Source organism: Bacillus sp. UNC322MFChir4.1, assembly GCF_000746135.1.
Lineage (GTDB): Bacteria > Bacillota > Bacilli > Bacillales > Bacillaceae_G > Bacillus_A.
The window spans coordinates 159,756-186,157 of the sequence record NZ_JQKQ01000011.1 but is presented as its reverse complement, the minus strand read 5'-3'; the positions used below and the strand labels follow the sequence as shown (position 1 = coordinate 186,157).

Sequence of the window (26,402 nt, the reverse complement as noted above, 5' to 3'; positions counted from 1 at the left end):
TATCTATCTATATTCTTATTATACTTTTGCATAATGCACTTTACAACTTATTTTGGTATGCAATATTGCATACAATATAACTAGTTTAAAAGCTCTACACACCTCATAGTATTTCAATTGTAAATGCTCAAAACAAACGCCCGAGTAGATAAAAAGGGTTATTTCATCGGTATGAGTAACGGATGTATGGGGCAACCTTTTTTGTGAATAACAATTCGGCTAATTCTATTTTTATAATGTAGGCTTGTTCTTTGCTTGTTTTTGAGTAGGTTCCTATATGGAGCACATGTATTTCCTTTCGAGAAGAGAAAAGTATGTATTTTGTCTAAATAAGGAAAATAAATAGAAATGATAGCTGTTTTACATCTATATCCCAAATTCACCCTTGAATATTAGAAGCGTTTTCTTTACAATCGTACATAGTGTAAAAACAGCGTGGTCTCACGCATCAATATCATCTGAAGGAGCGATTCACATGGGAAAACTGTATGTTTTTGATCACCCTTTAATTCAACATAAGATTACATATATTCGCGATAAGAATACAGGCACGAAAGAATTTCGTGAATTAGTAGATGAAGTAGCAAGCTTGATGGCGTTTGAAATTACACGCGATCTTCCGCTTGAAGAAATTGAAATTGAAACACCTGTAAGTAAAGCGAAAACAAAAGTGATTGCAGGTAAGAAGCTTGGTTTAATTCCTATTTTACGTGCAGGCTTAGGAATGGTAGATGGAATTTTAAAATTAATTCCAGCAGCAAAAGTAGGTCATATCGGTTTATACCGTGATCCAGAAACATTACAACCTGTAGAATACTATGTGAAACTTCCAACTGATGTAGAAGAACGTGATTTTATCGTACTTGATCCAATGTTAGCGACAGGCGGCTCTGCATCGGAAGCAATTACTTCTTTAAAGAAGCGCGGTGCGAAGCATATTAAATTAATGTGTATCGTCGGTGCTCCAGAAGGGGTAAAAGTTATTCAAGAAGACCATCCTGATGTAGATATTTATGTGGCTGCATTAGATGAAAAATTAAACGATCACGGATACGTTGTACCAGGTCTTGGAGATGCTGGCGACCGTTTATTTGGAACGAAGTAAGACAACAGACGAGAAGATATCCTTCTCGTCTGTTTTTTCATATAACATAATATGAGGTGAAATTGCATATAATATAGAAACTTCTTACTTGAGAAAGTTATATAATAGAAGGGAAATTATATATTCAAAAAACATAATAGTGACAAACTTGTGAACTTTTCTCTTCTATTATAAATAGAAAAGGTCTAGAAATTAGACGTATTTTAACATTTTTTTGAAGGAGAACGTTTTCAAATATGGAAGGAAATACCTAAAGCTCAAATTTTTTGATTTTTTTCGATTTGACGTTGACACTGTTTAATACCCTATTGTATGCTAACTACGGGGATAGATGGTAGGGTTTTCATTGTCAAATTTTCGTCTATTCTTTGACAAAAAAAATAACTTTCTTATTTAATTAGGATTTATGCAAATAAATGAGTTATTATTAACACATTCTTTACACACATAGTGAATGAGGCTGTATATCATGGAGGGATGAATCCTTGGAAGGAAACAAGCGTAGTCCATTTAAGGCATATGCTTTAATGACAGGAATTCTTTCTCAGCTCGTTGGCGCTATTTTAGTTGGGATTTTTGGCGGGCAATGGATAGATGGTAAGCTTGGAACGTTTCCATTATTTCTAGTAATCGGTTTATTATTAGGACTTGGAACAGGGGTTTATGCGATGATTCGACTCATTCGACAATTTTATTCGGGAGAGCAATGATGATAGAAGTACATGAACTTGTCCAAAGACAAAAGAAATATATGTACAACCTTCTCGCACTCTTTGTATTAGGATGGGGCTTTACCTCATACAAAGATGTCTTTTTAGGACTGATTATCGGAACGATTTTCGGTTTTCTTAGTTTGCGCATCGTTGCACATAAGACGGACAAGCTGTTAGATCGCGTTACACAAGGTGAGGAAGTGAAGTATAAAGCGACTGCAGTGAGTACATATTCGAGATTAGCCACGATAGGGCTATTAATTTTGTTTGCAGCTAAATATCAACATTTAATGGCGATGTGGAGCTTAGGATTAGGATTGCTGACAGGATATCTTGTCATGATCATAGATTTTCTTTATCTACAGTATAAGAGCAGGGAAGAGAGGTGAATTACTAGTGGAACACGGTAAATTAGTTGAATTTCTAGGTTTAACGTTCGACTTGTCCTCAGTTATGATGACGACTGTTGCGGCAGTAATCGTATTTATCATTGCTATTATGTGTACCCGTCGCTTAGCCTTGCGCCCAACAGGAATGCAAAACTTCTTTGAATGGGTTGTGGACTTTGTAAAAGGTATGATTGATAGTACGATGGATTGGAAAACAGGCGGACGCTTTTTAACGCTTGGAGTTACACTCATTATGTATATCTTTGTAGCAAACATGCTCGGTTTGCCGTTCATGATTGCGACAGCTGAAGGCGGAGAGCATATTGCATGGTGGAGATCTCCAACGTCTGACCCAGCAGTTACTCTAACATTAGCCGTGATGGTAGTTGCCCTTACCCATTATTATGGAGTTAAGATGAAGGGTACGAAAGAATATTTAAAAGGCTATATTCAACCAATGAAATTCTTATTCCCTTTAAAGGTAATTGAGGAATTTGCAAATACATTGACGTTAGGTCTGCGTTTATTTGGTAACATTTATGCGGGTGAGATTTTATTAACGTTACTTGCTCAGTTAGGAGCAAGCGGTACGTTTGGCGGCGCATTAGGTGCTGTTCTGCCGATGTTAGCATGGATGGGCTTCAGTATTTTCGTAGGCGCTATCCAGGCGTTTATCTTTACAATGTTAACGATGGTGTACATGGCTCATAAAGTAAGCCACGACCATTAATATATTTAAAGTAAGTACAAAATTTATTTTTTATTGATAAAAAGGAGGACTTTTAAAATGAGTTTAGGTGTAATCGCAGCTGCAATTGCAATTGGTTTATCTGCATTAGGTGCTGGTATTGGTAATGGTCTTATCGTATCTCGCACAGTTGAGGGTGTTGCTCGTCAACCAGAATTACGTGGTGTACTTCAAACAATCATGTTCATCGGGGTAGCGTTAGTTGAGGCGCTTCCAATCATCGGTGTAGTAATCGCGTTTATCGTATTAAACAAATAAGGGATAGCTCCCCTTACAATAAGTGGCGAAGATCGTTTTGGGACCTTCTTCGCCATTGCTTTATGAATGAAACATTACTTGTCTTTTCATTTGTTTAATTTAGATTTTTGAAGGGAGTGAATCCTTGTGCCAACTCTATTATTAGGAGCTGCTGCTGTTCCATACGGAACGATGCTTTATACAATCGTTGTTTTCTTAATTCTATTAGCATTACTTCGTAAATATGCATTTGGACCTTTAATGGGAATTATGAAGGACCGTGAAAATCATATTTCTAACGAAATTGACGCTGCGGAAAAGAACAATGCAGAGGCGAGAAAGTTAGTAGAAGAACAACGTGAAATGTTAAAACAATCGCGCATTGAAGCGCAAGAATTAATCGAGAGAGCGAAAAAGCAAGCAGAGGATCAAAAAGATGTTATTGTTGCTGCTGCCAAAGAAGAAGCGGTATCTATTAAAGAATCTGCTGTACAAGAAATTCAACGCGAAAAAGAGCAAGCTATTGCTGCTCTTCAAGAACAGGTTGCTTCTTTATCTGTCCAAATTGCTTCTAAAGTAATGCAAAAAGAACTAAAAGAAGAAGACCAAGTTCAATTAATTCGTGATTATATTAAAGAGGTAGGAGAAGCGCGATGAGCAATGAGATTGTAGCTAAACGTTATGCCGTCGCTCTTTTTCAAATCGCAAAAGAAAAACACGTACTAGAAATGTTTGAAGAAGAACTGCGCCTTGTGCAAAGTGCTTTTGTAAGTAGTAAAGAACTACATACATTTTTAGGTCAACCAAGCATTTCAGCTGAAAAGAAAAAACAATTTCTTTCTAACGTGTTTTCTACTGTTTCTCAGCCGATTTTAAGCACGTTATATATTTTAATCGATAATCATCGCGAAACATTATTACCTGAAATTGTAGATGTGTATGTTGCCCTTGCTAATGAAGAGCGTAACGTAGCGGATGCAACTGTTTACTCTATTCGTCCTTTATCAGAAGATGAGAAGATTAGCATTGCAGAAGCATTTGCAAAGAAAACAGGAAAAGATGCAATTCGCGTTCAAAATGTTGTAGATGAAGATTTACTAGGCGGTATTAAAGTACGCATTGGAAACCGCATTTACGACGGCAGTTTACAAGGAAAGTTAGCACGTATTCAGCGTGAACTTATGAAGAATAGATAGGGGTGAAGCGCATGAGCATCAGAGCTGAAGAAATTAGCGCACTGATTAAGCAACAAATTGAAAACTATCAGTCTGAGATCGAAGTTAGCGATGTTGGTACAGTTATTCAAGTTGGTGACGGTATTGCACGTGCTCATGGTCTTGATAACGTTATGGCTGGTGAGCTTGTTGAGTTCGCTAACGGCGTTATGGGACTAGCACAAAACTTAGAGGAAAATAACGTAGGTATCATTATTTTAGGACCTTATACTGAAATTCGTGAAGGTGACGAAGTACGTCGTACAGGTCGCATCATGCAAGTACCAGTAGGGGAAGAGTTAATCGGTCGTGTTGTAAACCCACTAGGTCAACCAGTAGACGGTTTAGGTCCAATTAACACAACAAAAACTCGTCCAATCGAAAGCCCAGCACCAGGCGTAATGGATCGTAAGTCAGTTCATGAGCCACTTCAAACTGGTATTAAGGCGATTGACGCTCTTGTACCAATTGGCCGCGGACAACGTGAGTTAATCATCGGTGACCGCCAAACTGGTAAAACAGCTGTAGCACTTGATACAATCTTGAACCAAAAAGATCAAGATATGGTTTGTATCTATGTAGCAATCGGACAAAAAGAATCTACAGTTCGTAACGTAGTTGAAACATTACGTAAGCACGGTGCATTAGAGTACACAATCGTTGTAACTGCATCTGCATCTCAACCTGCTCCATTATTATACTTAGCTGCATATGCTGGTGTAACAATGGGTGAGGAATTCATGTACAACGGCAAACACGTATTAGTTGTATATGATGACTTATCAAAACAAGCGGCTGCATACCGTGAATTATCATTACTATTACGTCGTCCTCCAGGTCGTGAAGCGTATCCAGGGGATGTATTCTACTTACACTCCCGCTTACTAGAGCGTGCGGCGAAATTAAGTGATGCAAAAGGCGCTGGTTCTTTAACAGCATTACCTTTCATCGAAACACAAGCAGGGGACGTATCAGCTTACATCCCAACAAACGTAATCTCTATTACAGATGGACAGATCTTCTTACAATCTGATCTATTCTTCTCTGGTGTACGTCCAGCGATCGACGCAGGTACTTCTGTATCTCGTGTTGGTGGTGCGGCTCAGATCAAAGCGATGAGCAAAGTATCTGGTACACTTCGTCTTGACCTTGCATCTTATCGTGAATTAGAAGCGTTCGCTGCGTTCGGTTCTGACCTTGATAAAGCAACACAAGCGAAATTAAACCGTGGTGCACGTACAGTAGAAGTATTAAAACAAGGCTTACATAAGCCATTAAAAGTAGAGAAGCAAGTTATGATTCTTTACGCATTAACACGCGGATTCTTAGATGATATCCCAGTAGTAGATATCACTCGTTTCGAAGACGAGTTGCATGCTTGGTTAGATACAAATGCTGCTGAATTATTAACTGAAATTCGTACAACAACAAAACTTCCTGAAGACGAAAAAATGGCAACTGCTATTAACGGCTTCAAAAAAGTTTTCGTAGCATCTGAGTAATAATAAAAGGCGGAAGCGGCTCGTTAAGCCGCTCCACTTCTATATAAACAGGGCTCTTACATAGAGTGCTAACGGATATGAAGAGGAAAAGAGTAGGTGCACCTATTCTTTTCCTTCAATCATGAACAAGTATAACGATTAGGAAGACCGACAAAATGGAAGTCTTTCTGATCATGCCAACTTCCGGAAAAAAGGTGGTGAAAACCTGTGGCATCTTTACGCGATATAAAAGCGAAAATTAACTCGACAAAGAAAACGAGTCAAATTACGAAAGCGATGGAGATGGTATCTGCATCGAAGTTAAACCGTGCAGAACAAAATGCTAAATCTTTCGTTCCGTATATGGATAAGATTCAAGAAGTAGTAGCGAGCATAGCGCAAGGTAGCGGGGTAAATCATCCAATGCTAACAGCGCGTCCTGTAAAGCGAACAGGATACATCGTTATTACATCGGATCGCGGACTAGCAGGTGGATATAACAGTAACGTTTTACGTGCAGTAAGTAACGTAGTGAAAGAGCGTCACAACATGGATGCAAGTCAGTACGCAATTATTGTACTTGGACGTCTAGGACGTGATTACTTAAAACGTCGTGGCTTTAATATCATTGATGAAGTACTTGGATTATCGGATCAACCAGTATTCGCTGATATTAAAGACATTGCTTCAAGAGCAATTTCTATGTTTACAGATGGTGCTTATGATGAATTGTATATTTACTACAATCATTATGTAAGTAAGATCTCACAAGAAGTAACGGAGAAGAAAATTTTACCGCTTACGGATGTGGCATCTGACAAAGCAACAACTTCATATGAATTTGAACCATCTGAAGAAGATATTTTAAAAGTATTATTGCCACAATACGCAGAAAGCTTAGTTTACGGCGCATTGCTAGATGGTAAAGCAAGTGAACACGCAGCGCGTATGACAGCAATGAAAAGTGCTACAGACAACGCAATGGAAGTTATCGATACACTTACACTTTCTTTCAACCGCGCTCGTCAAGCAGCGATTACGCAAGAAATTACGGAAATCGTTGGCGGTGCAGCTGCGTTAGAGTAGAGAGAAAAAGCGGAAGCGATAATCTCAAAAGCGAAATGAAATATAAAAAACGAAAACCGACTGTTCGTAGAAAAGCCGGTTAATTAAAAGAAAGCTAGGAGGGAACCCGATGAATAAAGGGCGCGTTACGCAAATCATGGGTCCGGTTGTAGACGTTAAGTTTGACGGCGGAAAGCTACCTGAAATCTACAATGCCCTTAGAATCAAAGAAGAAGCAATGGACTTAACTTTAGAAGTTGCGCTTCATCTTGGTGATAATACAGTTCGTACAGTAGCAATGTCTTCTACTGATGGACTTGTTCGTGGTACAGAAGTAGAAGACACTGGTAAACCAATTTCTGTTCCAGTTGGTGATGCAACACTTGGTCGTGTATTTAACGTATTAGGTGATGCAATTGACTTAGGTGAAGAAGTAGCAGCGGATGTACGCCGTGATCCAATTCACCGCCAAGCACCTGCATTCGAAGAGTTATCTACAAAAGTAGAAATTCTTGAAACTGGTATTAAAGTAGTAGACTTATTAGCTCCTTATATTAAAGGTGGTAAAATCGGTCTATTCGGTGGTGCCGGTGTAGGTAAAACGGTATTAATCCAAGAATTAATTAACAACATCGCACAAGAGCACGGTGGTATCTCTGTATTCGCTGGTGTAGGTGAGCGTACTCGTGAAGGTAACGACTTATACCACGAAATGAGTGATTCTGGCGTAATCAAGAAAACAGCGATGGTATTCGGACAAATGAACGAGCCACCTGGAGCGCGTCAACGTGTTGCGTTAACAGGTTTAACAATGGCTGAACATTTCCGTGATGAGCAAGGACAAGACGTACTTCTGTTCATCGATAATATCTTCCGTTTCACGCAAGCTGGTTCTGAAGTATCTGCCCTACTTGGTCGTATGCCATCTGCGGTAGGTTACCAACCAACACTTGCAACAGAAATGGGTCAATTACAAGAGCGTATTACATCAACAAATAAAGGGTCTATCACGTCTATCCAAGCGGTATATGTACCAGCCGATGACTACACTGACCCAGCGCCAGCAACAACGTTCGCTCACTTAGATGCAACAACAAACTTAGAGCGTCGTTTAACACAAATGGGTATTTACCCAGCGGTAGATCCATTGGCATCTACATCTCGTGCACTATCTCCAGAAATCGTAGGAGAAGAGCATTATGCAATTGCTCGTCAAATTCAGCAAACACTGCAACGTTACAAAGAGCTTCAAGATATCATCGCTATCTTAGGTATGGATGAGTTATCTGAAGAAGATAAATTAGTTGTACATCGCGCTCGTCGCGTTCAGTTCTTCTTATCACAGAACTTCCACGTAGCAGAACAGTTTACAGGTCAAAAAGGATCTTACGTACCTGTAAAAGAAACAGTTCGTGGATTCAAAGAAATTCTAGAAGGAAAACATGATGACCTTCCAGAAGACGCATTCCGTCTGGTTGGTGGTATTGAAGAAGTTGTTGAAAACGCGAAGAAAATGATGGCATAAGGCCTTAGGAGGGACGAATTATGAAGACATTTCCAGTCAGTATTGTAACTCCTGATGGACCGGTTTACGAAAACGAAGTTGAAATGGTAAGTGTAAGAGCAGAGAGCGGGGAAATGGGGATCTTAGCAGGTCACATTCCAACTGTTGCACCACTTAAAATTAGTGCAATTCGCTTGAAAAATGGTGGGCATACAGATTACGTAGCAGTTAGCGGTGGCTTTATTGAAGTTCGCCCTGATAAAGTAACAGTATTAGCACCATCTGCTGAAACAGCAAATCATATCGACATTCATCGCGCAAACGAAGCGAAGCGCCGCGCTGAGCAACGTATGCAAGATAAACAAGCACATGTTGACTTCAAACGTGCAGAAATGGCACTTAAACGTGCGATTAACCGTTTAGACGTTTCCAATATGAAGTAAAGACAAGGCCGCAAAGGGATGAACCTTTGTGGCTTTTTCTCGTTTATATATAAACGAGAAAAACCAACATAAAAACCACTATTTTTAGATGTGCGAGAGCGCCTGGCCATGCTTGGAGCGGTCAGGTCCTTTTTCTGCCACAGGCAATATGAAAACAAAGGGAAGTAGCATATCACTTTTTGTTTTACATACCAGCAACTTAGATGTTAAAAAATCAAAGTGGATATATATAATAAAAAAGCCCGATTCTTCCTTAGTACAGGGAGATCAGACTTTTTTACTATAATATCAATGTTTTGATGATAATGTAGAATGCGTCACTTTATTATTTTGCTAACACATCATGGTACTCTTCATTACGTTCAATTTGGCTTTTCGCAAAAGGACATAGTGGGATAATAACTTTCCCTTCTTCCCTAGCGAACTCGACGATTCTTTTCACTAATGCTTCTCCGACTCTTTGACCTCTCAGGTTGTCTGAAACAAATGTATGGTCTACAATAATTTTTTCTTCTCCAGTTGGAACATAAGTTATTTCTGCCTCTTTGTTATTTGGTTCTCCTACATAAAAACTATTGGTATCTTTTTTTATTTCAAGCATTTTATATGCCCTCCTTTTAATGCTGTACCTTTCTTTGTTTTAAAACTATACGCGTGGCAGGAAAAGGCCCTAACCGCTCCTATATATAGCCAGGCTCTCCCAGGCCATTTTAAAAATGCTTTTCTGCCTTTTTTCATAGAGTGACTGAGTAGTTACAGTGATTTTATGTAATGCACGTATGTGGAACCGTTTCTTTTCATATTCTTATTTACTACTATCTTTTTTTACATATTTCAATGCACCGCTTGGACATTGATCAATAACCTTTGCAATTTCGTCAGCCTCTGCGCCATTAGCGTTAACCCACGGCTTCTTATTTATATCAAAAACCTCTGGTAATCCTTTTACGCATTTTGCGGCATGGGCGTAGATTTCAGCGTTGAAAAAGACAGCAATATCTTTTCCTGCATAACGTTTACTTTTGAATTTTTCGAAGTAAATCTAAAAGCTGCTTTTTTTCCTCGTGATTCAAATTGGAAAATTGTGAAGCTTGAAAGTGTTCTTGGTCTGGAACCACTTCATGAAATAACTTTTTGCCTTCCTCTGTCAATGAAAGGTATTTTGTTTTCCACTCTTGCTCTCGTTTAACCAATCCCAATACTTCCATTTTGCTTAACAATTGCGTGATATTTCCCTTTGTAACAAAAAGCTTATTTGCTAATTCCTGTTGAGACAATTTTTCATGGGAACCGACCTGAACTAAGACGTCAAATTGGGCTACCGATAGATTCCATTTTTTTAAGTATTGATTCGATTCGCGAATGCTCTGGTTATATACTCGTGAGAGACGGAACCATAACATTAAACCGAGACGTTCCTCTTGTTTAGATAATAAAGAGTTGTTTGCCTTTTTTTCCATTAGGTCACCTGATTTTTCTTTTTTACATTCAATTTATAACTAAACTGATAAAATGTCAATATTATACTTGTTTACCATCACACTTTGTGTGAAAAGGAGTGTTAAAAATGGAAGAGAAAAAAGTAACGTGGTTGGAACTTTTTTATGACTTACTATTAGTAGCAGCGGTCTCAACTGCTACTAAGGTTTTAATTCACGTTGAAAATGGATATATTTAACCAGAATATTTTTAAAAATTTATTCTTATATTTATCCCGATATGTTGGGCTTGGACAAGATATTTTGCATCAACGTATGTTTATGATCTTTCAAATGTTGTTCGTCCTGATTATGATATCCAGTTTATCGGTTGATTTTGATTAATACTATTTTTCTTTTCTTATTGGTTATATTGGACTAAGAGCACTTACAGCGATTCAATATCTTGTTGTTCGGAAGTTAGAAAAAGGGAATAGAAAGAAAGCTACTCATTTAACAACTACGTAAATATAAGCTGTGAGGATGTAACGAAAAACCTTGATTTCCACTGTAGCATAGAAAAACAACTAACCGAAAGCCATATTAAACAAATTGGCTAAAGAAAAATACAAAACTTTTACTACTATTTCTTTAGCTTTCTCCATACTTTAGTACAACAACGACTTATTTATATTAAAAGAAGGATAGTGTTTAACCTAAATTTAGGGATATAATAAAATAAATGGTATATAAATAAAATAATACCATTTAGGGGGAGGTTATATATGATTAGTCAATTAAAAAGAGAAGCACTTGATGCATTAAGAGGAAGATGGGGATTTGCGGCATGGGCGACTTTATTAATCGGAATTCTTATTTTTGCTGTGAACTTAGCAATTACAGGTATTTTCTCAATCTTTTGGGGATGGGAAGAGGCAAAGGATTCTATTACAGTAAGTGTTGTGGCGATGCTTATTATCGGTCCGTTAACGTTTGGTGCTTATTATCTTGTTTTAAACGCAGTTCGTGGGAAAGAGGTTCGTATCGGTTATTTATTTAAATGGTTCGGTGATGGCGATACGTTTATGAAATCATTTTTAACATACTTATTAATGTATGTGTACCTTGTTTTATGGATGTTCCTTCTTATTATTCCAGGAATTATTAAATCATTTTCTTATTCCATGACGTATTTCATTTTAAATGATCACCCAGAGTATACAGCGAATCAAGCAATTACTGAAAGTCGCCGTATGATGGACGGACATAAAATGGACTACTTCTTATTATGCTTAAGTTTTCTAGGTTGGTTTTTATTAAGTGTCGTTACTTTAGGAATTGGTTTCTTATGGTCAACTCCATATTTTTACACGACATCTGCAGCGTTTTATGAGGAGATTTCAAAGAGATATTATAAAAAAGAAGAGACTACTATTTAAAAAGCAACTAGCATGAAATGAATTATTCATGCTAGTTTCACTTTGTTGAAAAAGTCGTTTGTCAATAAATAAACGACTTTTTCTATAAACTTTACTTCTCTATATTTGGGCTTTTTATGGTTAAAAATTACTTATTTCTGAATAAAACACCATGTTTTAACCCGAAAAATCAGTTGAACTTACAACAAGATTGTTAAAGATTCACTTGACGGATTTGTTTTTCAACAGTATGCAACTAGCATGAAATGAATTATTCATGCTAGTTTTTATGAGAATAAAATTAGTTGCAATTACTGTACACCAAGTAACGTAAGGGAAAGTCTTTCTCTAGTTACTTGGTTTTTCTTTTTCCCAATGTATCGACATAAGAATTTGAAATTTGCTATAATATCTATAATTGCATTATTTAGAAAAATTAAAAAATAATAAATGATGCAAATGAATCATAACGTGTACTAAGTGAACTTGTTTTTATGAGGGGGGAGAGAGTTTCACGATGGTAAATGTATATGAAAATAGTTATATGATTGTCGGTGTTTTTTTGCTATTAGGTATATTGTTGCCGGTTGTAGCACTCACCTTGGGGAAAATACTGCGTCCACATAAACCAAGTGCAGCGAAGAAAACAACATATGAAAGTGGAATTGAGCCGTTTCATGATGCAAACGTCCGCTTCCATGCCCGCTATTATATTTTTGCATTGCTTTTTGTCATTTTTGATGTAGAAACTGTGTTTTTATATCCGTGGGCGGTAGCGTACGACAAACTGGGATTATTTGCATTAGTGGAAATGCTCATTTTTGTTATTATGCTACTTATTGGTCTTGTCTATGCTTGGAAAAAGAAGGTGTTACAGTGGCTATAAATTTTGAAAATATTCACCCGCAAGAACGCGCTGAGTTAGAAAGAAATATATTTTTTACGACGCTTGAGCAAGTAAAAGGTTGGGCACGCAGTAATTCATTATGGCCAATGACATTTGGATTGGCATGCTGTGCAATTGAGATGATGGGAGTCGGTTCTTCGCATTATGATTTAGATCGATTTGGCTCGTTTTTCCGTACATCTCCGCGTCAATCGGATGTCATGATTGTATCTGGGACGGTAACGAAGAAAATGGCTCCAATTGTTCGGCGTTTATATGATCAAATGCCAGAACCGAAGTGGGTCATTGCGATGGGATCGTGTGCAACGGCGGGTGGACCGTATGTAAATTCATATGCTGTTGTAAAAGGGGTAGATCAAATCGTACCGGTGGATGTGTATATTCCTGGTTGTCCGCCGAATCCAGCAGCTTTAATCTACGGGATTAATAAATTAAAAGAAAAAATTCGTTACGAAGCAAAGACAGGAAAGCAGGTGACGAATAAATGAGCGATCAAGATAAAAATATAGATGACCTGAAAAAAGAGGCGGCAAGACGGGCAAAGGAAGAAGCAAAAAAGCGACTCGCAGCACGTCAGGAAAATGAGGTTCATCGTGTAGAAGAAAAAGAGAAAGCGCTATCAAAAGAGAGTGAAATAGATATAGTAGAAGCAAAGCGCCGCGCAGCAGAGGAAGCAAAAGCGAAGGCGAAGGAACTAGCTGCACAAAAGGCATCTGGTGATGATGAAAAAGCAGCAGGGCCGGAAGATGAGGAGAAGGAGAAAGCAATCGTCGCCGCAAAGGCAAAAGCAGCGGCAGCAGCAAAAGCGAAAGCGGCTGCACTAGCAAAGCAGAAAGAAAAGGAAAAAGAATCAGGTTCGGAAGATAGTGAGAAAGAGAAAGCAATCGCCGCGGCGAAGGCAAAAGCAGCGGCAGCAGCAAAAGCGAAAGCGGCCGCGCTAGCAAAGCAAAAAGCATCTGAAGGTGGAAGCGTAGACGACGAGAAAGAAAAGGCAATTGCGGTTGCAAAAGCGAAAGCAGCAGCTGCAGCAAAGGCTCGCGCTGCTGGGGGAAAGAAAGAGGAAGAAGTAAAAGTAGAACAGCCTTCACAAAATCAGCCGTATTTAGATAGGTACGTTCAGGCAATTACAGTGAAATTTGGCGAAGGTGTGCTAGAAGATTTCTATATTAATAGGTTGTCTAAAGATGTTCCAACGCTTGTTGTGAAAGTAGCGCATTACTATGAGGTGATGGAGCTTTTAAAGAAAGATCCCGAATTGGTATTTAGTTATATGTCAGAATTGCATGCAACAGATTTTGCTACGCATATGGAAGTGTATGTGCATTTATTTTCATATGGTAAGAAGCAATCTGTAGCGGTGAAAGTAAAACTTGATCGGGACGAGCCGAGAGTGCCTTCTATTGTATCGCTATGGAGCGGGGCGGATTGGCCGGAGCGCGAGGCGTATGATTTGCTTGGCGTTGTGTTTGAAGGGCATCCCAATTTAAAACGTATTTTGATGCCTGATGATTGGATTGGTTATCCGCTGCGAAAAGATTATGAGCCGTTTGATGCGGGGGTGTAAAACATGATTCGTACAGAAGAAATGCTTTTAAATGTAGGGCCGCAGCATCCGAGTACGCATGGTGTATTTCGGCTCGTTATTAAAATTGATGGGGAAATCATTAAAGAAGCTACGCCTGTAATTGGCTATTTGCACCGTGGTACAGAGAAAATTGCGGAAAGTTTGCAGTATACGCAAATTATTCCGTACACAGACCGAATGGATTATTTAGCAGCAATGACCAATAATTATGTGATCTGTCACGCTGTTGAGACGATGATGGGGCTTGAAATACCAGAGCGTGCTGAATATTTGCGCATACTTGCAATGGAGCTTGGGCGCGTGGCGAGTCACCTTGTTTGGTGGGGGACCAATTTGCTTGATATTGGAGCGGTCAGTCCGTTTTTATATGCGTTTCGCGAACGCGAGATGATTATTAACCTACTGAATGAATTATGCGGAGCGCGTTTAACGTTTAATTATATGCGCGTTGGCGGGGTGAAGTGGGATGCACCGGACGGCTGGGTTGAAAAGGTGCGTGAGTTCGTTCCGTATATGAGAGAGCAGCTAGCGGGGTATCACGACCTTGTGAGTGGCAATGAAATTTTCTTAAACCGTGTAAAGGGAGTCGGTGTTTACTCGGCAGAGGATGCCTTGCAATATTCGTTAAGCGGAGCAAATCTGCGCTGCACGGGCGTGAAATGGGATCTTCGCAAAGATGAGCCGTACTCGATTTATGACCGTTTTGATTTTGATGTTCCGGTTGGCGAAGTAGGCGATGCTTGGGACCGTTATATTTGCCGAATGGTGGAAATTGAAGAAGCTCTGAAAATTATTGAACAAGCGGTAGAGCAGTTTCCGAAAGAAGGAGCTATTTTAGCGAAGGTACCAAAGATTATTAAACCACCAAAAGGTGAGGCATTCGTGCGAATTGAGTCACCGCGCGGCGAGATTGGCTGTTACATCGCCAGTGAGGGAAAGAAAGAGCCGTATCGCTTAAAGTTCCGCCGTCCGTCTTTTTATAATCTGCAAATTTTACCGAAGCTCTTAAAAGGCGAGAATATTGCAAACTTAATTACCATTTTAGGCGGCATTGATATTGTACTTGGGGAGGTTGATGGGTGATGATACAAAACCTCTTAGAGTCACCCGCAAGCTGGACGAATTTTCTTATCTTTTTCGGATTGGCAACGTTGCTTTTGTTTGTCGTTCTTGGCTTTGTTACATATGGGATTTTAGCAGAACGAAAAGTAATGGGGTTTATGCAGGGGCGTATAGGGCCGAACCAAGTGGGCGGCCGTTTTGGACTCCTGCAAACAGTAGCAGACGTGTTGAAACTTTTGCTAAAAGAAGATACGATTCCGAAATTGGCCGATAAACCGCTCTTCATATTAGCACCGGTCATTGCGTTTGCGCCGGCATTTATGGTACTTGCGGTCATTCCGTTTACAGATAAGTTGCAGTTTGCCGATATTGGCGTTGGCGTGCTGTATTATATTGCAGTCTCAGGTATTACAACAATTGGTGTTGTAACTGGGGGATGGGCGTCTAACAATAAATATTCGTTACTCGGCGGAATGCGCGCCGCAGCACAAATGATCTCCTATGAAATTCCACTTGTGATGAGCGTAATTGGGGTTGTCCTTCTAACAGGTAGTTTAAATTTAAATGATATTGTAGAAGCGCAAAAAGGGGTTTGGTACATTTTCGTGCAGCCAATTGGTTTTATCGTCTTTTTAATCGCAGCTGTTGCTGAATTGAACCGAACGCCATTTGATTTACCGGAAGCCGAATCCGAGCTTGTCTCTGGATATCATACGGAGTATTCGGGATTTCGCTGGGCGTTCTTTATGCTTTCAGAGTATGTGTATTTCTTCGGAATGGCATCGCTTATAACAGTACTATTTTTAGGAGGTTGGCAGCCAATTCCGTTTCTAGCGTTTATTCCGGGAGCTGTTTGGTTTGCGCTCAAATTTAGTGCAGTTGTCTTTCTCTTCATTTGGTTCCGCGTGACGTTCCCGCGTATACGAGGCGATCAGTTAATGGAGTTTGGCTGGAAAGTATTACTGCCAGTAGCACTTGCGAATATTTTCTTAGCAGCATTGATAAAAGAATTGTTCTTCTAATCTAAAGGGGGCAGGAGTACAATGAAGGGATTATTTAAGGGTTTAAAGTATACACTTAGCAATTTAAGTAAGAAGAAAGTAACGTACGACTATCCGAATCAGCCACTACCACTCCCAGATCGCTTTCGCGGTATTCAAAAGTTTTATCCAGAAAAATGTATCGTGTGCAATCAATGCGCAAATATTTGTCCAACAGACTGCATTCAACTAACAGGGAAAAAGCACCCAGATCCAGAGAAGAAAGGGAAAATCATAGACACGTATGATATTAACTTTGAAATTTGTATTCTTTGCGATCTTTGTACAGAAGTTTGCCCGACAGAAGCCATTGTGATGACAAATAACTTTGAGCTAGCTGAATATTCGCGTGATGATTTATTTAAAAACTTACAGTGGCTTGATGAAAATAATCAACATGTGAGAAGGGAGAATAAAGCATGAGCGGCGAGTTAGTAGCATTTCTAGCATTAGCCCTGCTTGCGATCATGGGCGGTGTACTTATGCTGAACTTAACGAAAGTGATGCATATGATGCTCGCTTTAGTGTTTACATTTCTTAGTATTGCCGGGCTGTATTTCATGTTATCGGCAGAATTTGTCGGGGTTGTTCAAATTTTGATTTATTCCGGTGCGATTACGATTATTATGATTTTTGGCATTATGTTAACGAAGCATAATGATCAAGAAAACTCCTGCTTTGGCTGGCGTAAATTCATTGTTTTTCTTGCTGTGGTAATCTTCGGTGCGGTAATGTATTTTGCGGTGAATAACGTCGATTTTGAGAGTGGACGTGTTCAAGATGGCGCAGTGCTTCATGAACAAAATACACGTCAGATTGGGGAATTGTTGTACTCGAAATATATAATACCGTTCGAATTAACGTCTGTTGTATTACTTGTTGCTCTTGTGGGGGCAATTGTACTTGCGAAAAAGGACGAGAAAAAGGGGGATTCGCATGAATAGTATTCCAGCTTCTGCGTACCTGACGCTTGCGATTATACTGTTTTGCATCGGTTTATTTGGAGCATTAACGAAGCGCAATACAGTAATTGTATTGATTTGTATTGAACTTATGTTAAATGCGGCGAACTTAAATTTAGTTGCCTTTAGTAAATTAGGGATGTTTCCAAATTTAAAGGGACAAATTTTTTCATTGTTCACAATGTCTGTTGCTGCAGCGGAAGCAGCGGTTGGATTGGCGATTTTAATTGCTTTATATAGAAACCGCGCGACTGTTAATACAGATGAAATGGATTCGTTAAAGCATTAAGGGGAGGGGGATTTCGTAATGGGTGGTTATGCATGGCTAATACCGCTTTTCCCGCTTGTGTCTTTCGTTTTACTCGTGATGTTTGGTAAGAAGCTAAAAGAAGGAAGCAGCTGGATTGGCATCTCGCTTACGTTTCTTTCATTTGCGTCAGCGGTAGTTGTATTAATAGAGCGGCTATCATCAGAAACGGTAAAACAGCAATGGAATTGGCTCCGAGTAGGGGATGTGAACATTTCTTTTGGATTCGAAGTAAGTGCATTAAACGCATTAATGCTCTTTATTGTCTCACTTGTAAGTTTGCTCGTTCATTTGTATTCGAAAGGGTATATGCACGGTGATGAAAGACTCCATATCTTTTATGCATACTTAGGTTTTTTTACATTTGCGATGCTGGGGCTCGTCATCTCTACTAACTTATTACAGCTGTATATATTTTGGGAGTTAGTAGGACTTGGTTCTTTCTTATTGATTGGTTTCTACTTCTTTAAAGAAGAAGCAAAGGCGGCTGCGAAAAAGGCGTTTATTATGACGCGTATCGGTGATGTAGGCTTGTTTATCGGGATGATTCTATTATTCTGGCAAGTTGGTAGCTTTGATTACGATGTGATTTTTCAGGCCGTACAAGCTGGAGAGATTTCGGGGACGATGATTACAGTAACGGCGATTTTAATCTTCGTCGGTGCGATCGGGAAGTCAGGTCAGTTTCCGCTTCATACGTGGCTTCCGGATGCGATGGAAGGTCCGACGCCAGTATCAGCGCTGATCCACGCGGCGACGATGGTTGCTGCAGGGGTATATTTAGTCGCTACTATGTTCCCGCTTTTTGCAGCGAGCGAAGCGGCGATGCAAACTGTTGCAGTCGTTGGCGGTATTACGGCAATTTTTGCAGCATCTATTGGTATCGTGCAAACGGATATTAAGCGTGTATTAGCGTACTCCACGGTGAGTCAGCTTGGTTATATGATGCTTGCACTCGGTTCGGCTGGTTATGTGGCGGGGGTGTTTCATTTAACGACGCACGCTTTCTTCAAGGCATTATTGTTCTTAGCGGCCGGCAGCGTCATTCATGCGGTGCATACGCAAAACATCGAAGAAATGGGCGGCCTGTTTAAGAAGATGAAAGTGACCGGCTCATTGTTTTTAATTGGAACGTTTGCGATTAGCGGGGTACCGTTATTTTCCGGTTTCTTTAGTAAGGATGAAATATTAGCGGCGACGTGGGAGCGCGGCAATTACGGTTTATTCGTTCTGGCGGTAATTGCAGCTTTCTTCACGGCCTTCTATATGTTCCGCTTATACTTTCTTGTCTTTACAGGAGAGGCGCAAAGCGAGCAAAAACATGTTCATGAGTCACCAAAGGTAATGACAGTGCCGATGATGATTCTTGGCGTCCTAGCAGTTGTGGGTGGCTATGTGAATACACCTTGGTTCGGAACTTTTCTTGGGGATTGGCTTACAAAAGACGCGACGTTTCAAGTGAGAGAGGTTCATGGCCCGGCTTGGATTATGATCGTGGCAACGCTCGTTTCATTGGCCGGGATTGGTTTAGCATATTTGATATATAGAAAACGTACCATTTCACGTGATTGGCTTGGCGGGAAGAATACATTCGTATACAGCTTGCTGAAGGAGAAATATTATATTGATGAATTGTATAGGGTAACGGTGCTTCTACTCGTGAAGGGAATTGCATATATTTTATATTTCTTTGAAACGTATATTGTTGAAGGCACGGCGCAGCTTATTAGCGGCATTGTAAAAGGTGTAAGTACGATTGGCTCAAAGCTCCAAAACGGGCAAGTGCAAATGTACGGCACAGTTACAGCGGTTTGCTTAGCTGCACTCGTAGTCATTCTGTTATTGACAGGGGGGTATGGACAATGAGTTCCTTTCTATTATCTTTCTTCATTTTCTCCCCGCTGCTAGGCATTATACTGCTGGCATTTGTACCAAAGAAAGAGGAACGAGCGGCGAGGATTGCCGGTTTAATTGGAACATTACTTCCGCTTGGGGCTGCGCTCTATATCGCAAGTACATATGCAGCGGGAAAAAGTTTAACGATGTTTGCAGAAAAGGTAAAGTGGATTCAATTTGGAAACTTTCCGGGTATAGACAAAGAATTGTTTGCAATTTATTACGAGCTCGGCATTGATGGCTTCTCGCTCGTTATGATGTTTCTTACGGCATTATTGGCGACATTGGCAGCTATTACGGCCTTTTCCGTTACAAAGCACGTAAAAGGTTTCTATGTGCTCTTGCTTATGCTTGAAATCGGCATGCTTGGCGTCTTCGCTGCGGAAAACTTGTTACTGTTCTTCGTTTTCTTTGAAATTACACTGCCAGCTATGTTTTTACTTGTTGGGAAATGGGGCAAATTCAGCAGTGAAAAAGCGGCGTACAGCTATTTAGTTTATAACGGCATCGGTTCAGCGATTTTACTTATTGCCTTTTCCATTTTATTTGCGAGAGCAGGTACAACAAACATTGCAGATTTGCAAGCCGTTTTAGCAGGAAAAGAAATGACAACAGTTGGTGAACTGTCAAACTCCTTGCAGCTCGGTTTATTTATAGCGATTATGATTGCATTCATGATTAAACTTCCAGTCTTTCCGCTGCACCGCTGGATGGTGAATGTCCACGTAGAGGCGCACCCAGCGGTAGTCATGCTGCATGCAGGTGTTCTCTTAAAGATTGGGGCATACGGGATTGTCCGTTTTGGAATGGGACTTTTCCCGGCGCAGTTTGAAACATTCGCGGTTGTTTTAGGAGTTCTAGGAGTGATCAACTTGCTGTACGGGGCACTCTTAGCGCTTGTTCAAACCGATTTCCGAAAGGTGCTCGCTTATTCTAGTATTTCACATATGGGAATTGTATTGATCGGTTTAGCCGCGCTGAACGCAGCGGGAATGAAAGGGGCATTGTTCCAAGTCGTTTCCCACGGTTTAATTGCGGCGCTGTTATTTTTCTTGCTTGGGATAATCGAGCAACGCTTTGGTACTTCTGACATTACAAAGCTTGGCGGCTTAGCGAAGCAAGTGCCGGTGCTTAGCGGATTTTTGTTAGCGGGAAGTATGGCTTCGCTCGGACTTCCTGGAATGTCTGGCTTTGTAAGTGAATTTCTCGCATTTCTTGGCTTGTTTCAAGAGCACCGAGTATTAGCGGCAATTGGGGCAATTGGGATTATTTTAACAGCCGTGTATGTACTGCGGGCAGCTATGCAAGTGATATTTGGAAAAAGCGAGTGCGAAGCGAAGAGCGATATACACGGATCGGAGTATATTCCAGTGGTAATCTTGCTTGCGTGTATTTTAGTCATTGGTATTTTGCCAGATGTACTAGGTGAACCGCTTCGTGACACATTACAGTCGTTAGGGGGTAGATAGAATGGATATGAAAACATTACTAGACTTATCATGGTATTTAATGACCCCGGAATTTATCCTGCTTGGCGGGGCTATTCTTCTATCACTTCTTGATCTGTTTGTAAAACAAACGTTTCAGCGCCGAAATTTAGCGTATGGGGCAATTGGAACGGTCATACTTGCACTTGTGGCGCTCGTTACATTGTACGGTGCACCAACTGGAGGAATTTTAGAAGGAACTTTTGTATTAGACGGATATTCAAAAGCATTTAAAACGCTCTTATTGCTCGGCGGCATTCTTGTATTGCTGCTTGCGATGAGCGATGATGATAAGCAGCCGATTGAAGACTTGGGAGAATATTATTACTTATTTTTAACGGCGCTTCTTGGTGCGATGTTTATGGCTTCTAGCAGTGATTTCATTACACTGTTTATCGGTCTTGAGTTATTGTCTTTGTCTTCGTATATATTAGTTGGCATTCGTAAAAATTATAAGGCTTCAAATGAAGCGGCAATGAAGTATGTCATAAATGGTGGGATTTCTACGGCAATTACGTTGTTTGGGATGAGCTATTTATACGGACTGACAGGCTCAACAAATATTTTAGAGATGCAGCGCTTGTTCGCGCAAGGTGTGGGCGGCGATATACAACTTTTGCTGTCGCTTGCGTTTATCCTGCTTTTTGTTGGTTTGTCTTTTAAAATCGCGACTGTCCCATTTCATATGTGGGCACCTGATGTGTACGAAGGAGCAGCAACTCCTGTTACAGCACTCTTAGGAACGGTATCGAAAATTGCTGGATTTGTAATGATTGTTCGCATTTTCTTAGTTGTTTTCGGGGCGACTCCTGCTTGGCAAGGGGCAGCATCACTACTTAGTAATATGAGTATTTATATCGCTGTTCTTGCTGGTGTAACGATGATTGTTGGGAATAGCGTTGCTTTAAAGCAACATAATATAAAGCGAATGCTTGCATATTCAGGAGTGGCACATGCCGGTTATTTACTCGTACCGCTTGTTGCGATGTCGCCATTTCTTATGGATAGTATGTGGTTTTATATGCTGGCTTATGTATTGATGAATGTCGGGGCATTCGCAATTATCCATGGAATAATCTTACAAACAGGGCAAGAAAATATATCTGCTTTTGCTGGTTTATATAAACGATCACCGTTTGCGGCGATTATGATGACAATTTTTATTTTATCACTCGCTGGTATTCCTGGGACAGCTGGATTTATCGGGAAAATTAACATCTTTTTAGGGGCCTTTATCGCCGAGCCAGCTCATTACGTGCTCGCATCAATTATGATGGGAACAACGGTTATTTCATTCATCTACTATTTTCGCATCTTGCAGCAAATGTTTTTTCGTCAGGCAAAAAGTGAGGAGCGTATCATTCTTCCGGTTAACCTAAAAATCGTTGTAAGTCTTTGTACGATTGCAACAGTTGGGCTCGGTATATTGCCAGCGAGCGGTTACAATTTCTTTTATCACTATTTTCCTTTTCTGAAAGATTTCTTCTTTCTTGGGGTTATGGTACAATAATACAAATTGAAAGTGTAGAGCATAAACTCTACACTTTTTATTTTGGTAAATTTTCATTTACTACATATAGTGGTAAATAAGTTTGGTTCATACGGACAGTTTCCCGTTAGAGCAGGAGGGTCGATTTGTTATGGCACAAATTTTAGGTCAACAAGCACTTATTGCAATTGTGTCGCATTTACTGTTTATTACCATTACGTGGTGGGCCTTGCAAGGTCTTCACTTAGAACGTTTAATGAAGCCAGGGAAAGTGATGCAAACGAGGGTGATTCTTATTCTTGTAACGATTGCCATTGGTGCATCTGTAAGTAATTTTTTCCTTGATTATTTAGGTTATTCAAAGAGTTTAACATACCTTGTAAAGTAAAAAAATACAACGTATAGAACCATCCTTCTCCGTCAACAATGGGGACTAGGAGGGGATGAACGTGAAAAAAATACAAGCCATGATGTTGATTGTCGTGAGTTTGGTTATATTTTTAGTTGGATATCGGGAAATGAAGCCTGTGAGTGATCAGGAAAAAATGGAGAGTATGATAGCTGCTTTAGAGAAGAACGGTACGGATGTTCAGCGTTGGTCTTGGTTAGCAAGAGAAACGAAGGAAATTTCAAATATACATACATTTGAAAAAGAATTAAAACAACTGAAAGAACGTGCGGATTTAGAAGAGTGGCAAATTGAGAAGTCTAAAGATGGTTACAAAGCGATTGCACAAAAAAAATTTTCTTCTTATGAAGAAAGACTAGTAGTTACGTGGACAATGGAAAATACTAAAGAAAACACTTTCATTATATATGAAGTGAGCGGAAAAAAGTGGGATCCTAAATATATTAATAAAATGAATAAAATTTTTAATACAAAACCAAAAATTTATACTTGTATTCAAGGTGCGCTCAGTGATAAGATTGAAGGTGTTTTGCAAGATAAGGTAAATGAAGTTTTGAAAGATCTTTCAGCAAAAGTGATTGAGAAAGTAGAAGAAAGAGCATTTGTGTCAGTCTCCGCATATAATAAAAAATGGAATGACGCTCTTTCAACAAATAAAGAGAAAATCAATGTGCAAATAGCAATACGTTCTACGAACAGCAAGAATACAATTGTGGTTGGCACACCGATCATAACTTCTGAGTATTGAATAGATGTGAAAAAAGGACACGGAGGGGAATAACTTGGAAAAGATCATCGTCCGTGGCGGAAAGCGGTTGAACGGCACAGTGCGCGTAGAGGGCGCAAAAAATGCTGTATTACCTATAATCGCTGCAGCCCTATTAGCGAGTGATGGAAAGAATGTACTATCTGAAGTACCAGAATTATCAGATGTATACACAATTAATGAGGTATTACGTCATTTGAATGCAGAAGTATCTTTTGCAAACAATGAGGTAACAATTGACGCATCAAAAGAACTAAACATCGAAGCACCATTTGAATATGTACGTAAAATGCGTGCGTCCGTTCTTGTAATGGGGCCACTTTTAGCACGTAATGGTCGTGCACGTATTGCGCTTCCTGGTGGATGTGCAATCGGTTCACGTCCAATTGACCAACATTTAAAAGGCTTTGAAGCAATGGGAGCAAAAGTAAAGGTTGGTAACGGATTTGTTGAAGCGTATGTAGACGGTAAATTAAAAGGTGCGAAAATTTACTTAGATTTCCCAAGCGTAGGGGCAACTGAAAACATCATGTCTGCCGCTGTATTAGCAGAAGGAACAACAGTGATTGAAAACGTAGCAAAAGAACCAGAAATCGTAGACTTAGCGAACTTCTTAAATGCAATGGGAGCAAAAGTACGCGGTGCTGGAACTGGCACAATTCGCATTGAAGGTGTCGATAAATTATATGGTGCAAACCATTCTATTATTCCTGATCGTGTAGAAGCGGGAACATTTATGGTTGCAGCAGCAATTACAGGCGGAAACGTTTTAATTGAAAATGCTGTACCAGAACATTTACGCTCTATTACAGCGAAAATGGAAGAAATGGGCGTTACAATTATTGAGGAAAACGAAGGTATCCGTATTATCGGCCCTGAGAAGTTAAAAGCGGCTGACATTAAAACGATGCCACACCCAGGATTCCCAACAGATATGCAATCACAAATGATGGCATTATTATTGAAAGCAAACGGCACAAGCATGATTACAGAAACAGTATTCGAAAACCGTTTCATGCATGTGGAAGAGTTCCGCCGTATGAATGCAGATATTAAAATCGAAGGTCGTTCTGTAATTATGAATGGACCAGGTAACCTGCAAGGTGCTGAAGTAGCTGCAACAGATTTACGCGCTGCAGCAGCGTTAATCTTAGCTGGTTTAGTATCTGAAGGCCATACGCGTGTAACAGAATTAAAACACCTTGACCGCGGATATGTAAACTTCCACGGCAAGTTAGCTGCATTAGGTGCAGATATTGAACGTGTAACTGAGCGAGTAGAAGAAGTAGTAGAACAACAAGTATCTGATCTTCACGCTTAATAAAGGTAGCTTCTATGCAAAGGCATGGAAGCTATTTTTTTTCATGTACTCTTATTGTTATAGTCAAGAAACATAATATTTATGCCTGCCTCATTAAAAATTCTAAAAATTTAAACATAAAATAGATGAAAAAGAACGTGTTCTAAATGCTTGTCTTACTCCATAAGAATGAAATGAGTCCAATTTCATAGTGGAGGAAGATCATGAAAACGACAAAGCCCATTATCCTCATCATAACGCTGCTAATAGCGTTAGTGATTATCGTACCAAGTTTGCTTGTTTTTCCGTTTGGGAAAGTGAAAGAAGGGAAGGAACATTCACCTTCTGCCCCTAAGTCCGTGCAAGACGTACCGGCTCCCCCTCCTACAAAAACCGATGTGCAAGTATCTGTGTATCGCAGTCAGCAAAAAAAGACCGAAACGGTTTCAATTGAAGACTATGTTGCCGGCGTTGTCGCGGCAGAAATGCCAGCAAACTTTGAAATGGAAGCATTAAAAGCACAGGCATTAACAGCGCGTACATTCGTTGTGAAGCGTATGTTAAGCGGACAGAAGCTTCAAAATAAAGCGGATGTAACAGATACGGTAGAAAATCAAGTGTACAAAAGTAAAGCGGAGCTAAAAGAACAGTGGGGCAAAGAGTACGAAGGGAAAATGAAGCGGATTGAAGAAGCAATATCAAAAACAGCCGGACAAGTTTTGACGTATGAAGGCAGCCCGATTACAGCGTCATTTTTCTCAACAAGCAATGGCTATACAGAAAATGCCGCAGACTATTGGGGCAGTGACTACCCGTATTTAAAAAGTGTAAATAGTCCTTGGGATCAACAAGCACCGAAATTTACGAGTGAACAAACTTTTACTGTTGCTGACTTTCAAAAGCGCCTTGGCGTAAAAGTGTTGACAAACGGAAATGTTGGCAACATTAAGGACCGCACAGAAGGAAAGCGCGTTAAGGAAGTTAACTTTCAAGGAAAGACATTAACAGGGAGAGATGTAAGGGACAAATTAGGCTTACGCTCCTCTGACTTTACGTGGAAGCAGCAAGGCGATCAAATTATTATCACAACGAAAGGTTATGGTCACGGCGTCGGAATGAGCCAATACGGTGCAAATGGAATGGCGAAGGAAGGAAAGGTATACACAGACATTGTGGCCCACTATTATAAAGGTATAGCAATTTCAACGTTGAATCAGTATGAGGGGAAATTGACGGCGAAGAAGTGAAGGCATAGCGCGGCGGCGCTATGCTTTTTTATGCATGGGTGTCTCGTTTTGTCGAATCGCCGATAAAGTGAAACTTCCGTCAGTGGGGGTTTTCTTCATCCCCCACTGACGGTTAGTTGAACCAATCGGGCTTTTACGGGCAGTTATCCCCCACCTATCTTCTTTGCTTCTCTCTGAATCTTGAGGTGGGGGTCTTACTGCCCGTTAATG

Annotated in this window: 30 protein-coding genes and 1 pseudogene; 28 read left to right on the top strand and 3 right to left on the bottom strand. The window is 40.0% G+C overall.

The window, feature by feature from the left end; genetic code table 11:
- Positions 1-475: 475 nt before the first annotated feature.
- From upp to BR72_RS05020, 11 genes are all read left to right on the top strand, one after another.
- On the top strand, positions 476-1,105 hold the full coding sequence (upp, locus tag BR72_RS05070; RefSeq protein WP_020061432.1) for a uracil phosphoribosyltransferase: 630 nt from the start codon (positions 476-478) through the stop codon (positions 1,103-1,105).
- Between the two features lie 485 nt (positions 1,106-1,590).
- On the top strand, positions 1,591-1,815 hold the full coding sequence (locus BR72_RS05065; RefSeq protein WP_035430628.1) for an AtpZ/AtpI family protein: 225 nt from the start codon (positions 1,591-1,593) through the stop codon (positions 1,813-1,815).
- Positions 1,815-2,207 carry an ATP synthase subunit I gene (locus BR72_RS05060; RefSeq protein ID WP_035430627.1) on the top strand — a complete coding sequence of 131 codons (393 nt, stop codon included), beginning with the start codon at positions 1,815-1,817 and terminating at the stop codon, positions 2,205-2,207. The genes BR72_RS05065 and BR72_RS05060 overlap by 1 nt, the downstream gene beginning before the upstream one ends.
- Before the next feature lie 7 nt (positions 2,208-2,214).
- On the top strand, positions 2,215-2,937 hold the full coding sequence (atpB, locus tag BR72_RS05055; protein ID WP_035430626.1) for a F0F1 ATP synthase subunit A: 723 nt from the start codon (positions 2,215-2,217) through the stop codon (positions 2,935-2,937).
- Between the two features lie 57 nt (positions 2,938-2,994).
- On the top strand, positions 2,995-3,213 hold the full coding sequence (gene atpE, locus BR72_RS05050; protein WP_020061436.1) for a F0F1 ATP synthase subunit C: 219 nt from the start codon (positions 2,995-2,997) through the stop codon (positions 3,211-3,213).
- Between the two features lie 126 nt (positions 3,214-3,339).
- Positions 3,340-3,849, top strand: coding sequence for a F0F1 ATP synthase subunit B (gene atpF, locus BR72_RS05045; protein WP_035430624.1), 510 nt, complete (start codon positions 3,340-3,342; stop codon positions 3,847-3,849).
- Positions 3,846-4,388 carry a F0F1 ATP synthase subunit delta gene (locus tag BR72_RS05040; RefSeq protein WP_035430623.1) on the top strand — a complete coding sequence of 181 codons (543 nt, stop codon included), beginning with the start codon at positions 3,846-3,848 and terminating at the stop codon, positions 4,386-4,388. Before atpF ends, BR72_RS05040 begins: the two co-directional genes overlap by 4 nt.
- Before the next feature lie 11 nt (positions 4,389-4,399).
- Positions 4,400-5,908 carry a F0F1 ATP synthase subunit alpha gene (gene atpA / locus BR72_RS05035; RefSeq protein ID WP_035430622.1) on the top strand — a complete coding sequence of 503 codons (1,509 nt, stop codon included), beginning with the start codon at positions 4,400-4,402 and terminating at the stop codon, positions 5,906-5,908.
- Between the two features lie 207 nt (positions 5,909-6,115).
- Positions 6,116-6,973: an ATP synthase F1 subunit gamma gene (gene atpG / locus BR72_RS05030; RefSeq protein WP_035430620.1), complete on the top strand. Its 858-nt coding sequence runs from the start codon at positions 6,116-6,118 to the stop codon at positions 6,971-6,973.
- A 109-nt stretch (positions 6,974-7,082) separates the two neighbouring features.
- The gene (atpD, locus tag BR72_RS05025; protein WP_035430619.1) at positions 7,083-8,477 is read left to right on the top strand and encodes a F0F1 ATP synthase subunit beta; all 1,395 of its coding nucleotides are present in this window, start codon (positions 7,083-7,085) and stop codon (positions 8,475-8,477) included.
- Between the two features lie 20 nt (positions 8,478-8,497).
- Positions 8,498-8,899: a F0F1 ATP synthase subunit epsilon gene (locus BR72_RS05020; protein WP_035430617.1), complete on the top strand. Its 402-nt coding sequence runs from the start codon at positions 8,498-8,500 to the stop codon at positions 8,897-8,899.
- Positions 8,900-9,224: 325 nt separating this feature from the next.
- Here the strand turns inward: BR72_RS05020 and BR72_RS05015 are convergent, their stop codons facing one another.
- The 3 genes from BR72_RS05015 to BR72_RS05010 form a co-directional block, all read right to left on the bottom strand.
- Positions 9,225-9,500: a GNAT family N-acetyltransferase gene (locus BR72_RS05015; RefSeq protein WP_035430616.1), complete on the bottom strand. Its 276-nt coding sequence runs from the start codon at positions 9,498-9,500 to the stop codon at positions 9,225-9,227.
- A gap of 204 nt (positions 9,501-9,704) precedes the next feature.
- A complete protein-coding gene (locus tag BR72_RS25300) occupies positions 9,705-9,941 on the bottom strand; it encodes a (4Fe-4S)-binding protein (RefSeq protein WP_081904787.1) in 237 nt (78 codons plus the stop codon).
- Positions 9,916-10,359, bottom strand: a complete 444-nt coding sequence (locus BR72_RS05010; RefSeq protein WP_035430615.1) for a MarR family winged helix-turn-helix transcriptional regulator — start codon at positions 10,357-10,359, stop codon at positions 9,916-9,918. The genes BR72_RS25300 and BR72_RS05010 overlap by 26 nt, the downstream gene beginning before the upstream one ends.
- A gap of 107 nt (positions 10,360-10,466) precedes the next feature.
- On the opposite strand from BR72_RS05010, the pseudogene BR72_RS25295 reads away from it, so the two are divergent.
- The 17 genes and pseudogenes from BR72_RS25295 to spoIID form a co-directional block, all read left to right on the top strand.
- Positions 10,467-10,824: pseudogene (locus BR72_RS25295) on the top strand (low temperature requirement protein A); the annotation flags it as partial.
- A gap of 278 nt (positions 10,825-11,102) precedes the next feature.
- A complete protein-coding gene (locus BR72_RS05005; protein ID WP_035430614.1) occupies positions 11,103-11,756 on the top strand; it encodes a DUF975 family protein in 654 nt (217 codons plus the stop codon).
- A 496-nt stretch (positions 11,757-12,252) separates the two neighbouring features.
- Positions 12,253-12,621: an NADH-quinone oxidoreductase subunit A gene (locus BR72_RS05000; protein ID WP_035430613.1), complete on the top strand. Its 369-nt coding sequence runs from the start codon at positions 12,253-12,255 to the stop codon at positions 12,619-12,621.
- Complete coding sequence (gene nuoB, locus BR72_RS04995; RefSeq protein WP_035430612.1) at positions 12,612-13,130, top strand: NADH-quinone oxidoreductase subunit NuoB; 519 nt, start codon at positions 12,612-12,614, stop codon at positions 13,128-13,130. Before BR72_RS05000 ends, nuoB begins: the two co-directional genes overlap by 10 nt.
- Positions 13,127-14,206 (top strand): NADH-quinone oxidoreductase subunit C, encoded by a 1,080-nt coding sequence (locus tag BR72_RS04990; protein WP_035430610.1) that lies wholly within the window; start codon positions 13,127-13,129, stop codon positions 14,204-14,206. The genes nuoB and BR72_RS04990 overlap by 4 nt, the downstream gene beginning before the upstream one ends.
- A 3-nt stretch (positions 14,207-14,209) precedes the next feature.
- Complete coding sequence (gene nuoD / locus BR72_RS04985; protein WP_035430609.1) at positions 14,210-15,310, top strand: NADH-quinone oxidoreductase subunit NuoD; 1,101 nt, start codon at positions 14,210-14,212, stop codon at positions 15,308-15,310.
- Complete coding sequence (gene nuoH, locus BR72_RS04980) at positions 15,310-16,311, top strand: NADH-quinone oxidoreductase subunit NuoH (protein WP_035430608.1); 1,002 nt, start codon at positions 15,310-15,312, stop codon at positions 16,309-16,311. The genes nuoD and nuoH overlap by 1 nt, the downstream gene beginning before the upstream one ends.
- A gap of 21 nt (positions 16,312-16,332) precedes the next feature.
- Entirely contained in the window at positions 16,333-16,752 is a 420-nt protein-coding gene (gene nuoI / locus BR72_RS04975; protein ID WP_035430607.1) for an NADH-quinone oxidoreductase subunit NuoI, read from the top strand.
- Positions 16,749-17,273: an NADH-quinone oxidoreductase subunit J gene (locus BR72_RS04970; RefSeq protein WP_035430606.1), complete on the top strand. Its 525-nt coding sequence runs from the start codon at positions 16,749-16,751 to the stop codon at positions 17,271-17,273. The genes nuoI and BR72_RS04970 overlap by 4 nt, the downstream gene beginning before the upstream one ends.
- Positions 17,266-17,580, top strand: coding sequence for an NADH-quinone oxidoreductase subunit NuoK (nuoK, locus tag BR72_RS04965; RefSeq protein ID WP_035430605.1), 315 nt, complete (start codon positions 17,266-17,268; stop codon positions 17,578-17,580). Before BR72_RS04970 ends, nuoK begins: the two co-directional genes overlap by 8 nt.
- Positions 17,581-17,598: 18 nt before the next feature.
- Positions 17,599-19,464 (top strand): NADH-quinone oxidoreductase subunit L, encoded by a 1,866-nt coding sequence (gene nuoL, locus BR72_RS04960; RefSeq protein ID WP_035430604.1) that lies wholly within the window; start codon positions 17,599-17,601, stop codon positions 19,462-19,464.
- Entirely contained in the window at positions 19,461-20,963 is a 1,503-nt protein-coding gene (locus tag BR72_RS04955) for an NADH-quinone oxidoreductase subunit M (protein ID WP_035430603.1), read from the top strand. Before nuoL ends, BR72_RS04955 begins: the two co-directional genes overlap by 4 nt.
- A gap of 7 nt (positions 20,964-20,970) precedes the next feature.
- Complete coding sequence (nuoN, locus tag BR72_RS04950; protein WP_035430684.1) at positions 20,971-22,491, top strand: NADH-quinone oxidoreductase subunit NuoN; 1,521 nt, start codon at positions 20,971-20,973, stop codon at positions 22,489-22,491.
- 130 nt (positions 22,492-22,621) lie between these two features.
- Positions 22,622-22,858, top strand: a complete 237-nt coding sequence (locus BR72_RS04945) for a DUF1146 family protein (protein ID WP_035430602.1) — start codon at positions 22,622-22,624, stop codon at positions 22,856-22,858.
- 79 nt (positions 22,859-22,937) lie between these two features.
- On the top strand, positions 22,938-23,627 hold the full coding sequence (locus BR72_RS04940) for a YwmB family TATA-box binding protein (RefSeq protein WP_231559670.1): 690 nt from the start codon (positions 22,938-22,940) through the stop codon (positions 23,625-23,627).
- Between the two features lie 34 nt (positions 23,628-23,661).
- Positions 23,662-24,966 (top strand): UDP-N-acetylglucosamine 1-carboxyvinyltransferase, encoded by a 1,305-nt coding sequence (gene murA / locus BR72_RS04935; RefSeq protein WP_035430600.1) that lies wholly within the window; start codon positions 23,662-23,664, stop codon positions 24,964-24,966.
- A gap of 203 nt (positions 24,967-25,169) precedes the next feature.
- Positions 25,170-26,192 (top strand): stage II sporulation protein D, encoded by a 1,023-nt coding sequence (gene spoIID, locus BR72_RS04930; protein WP_035430599.1) that lies wholly within the window; start codon positions 25,170-25,172, stop codon positions 26,190-26,192.
- Positions 26,193-26,402 lie beyond the last annotated feature (210 nt).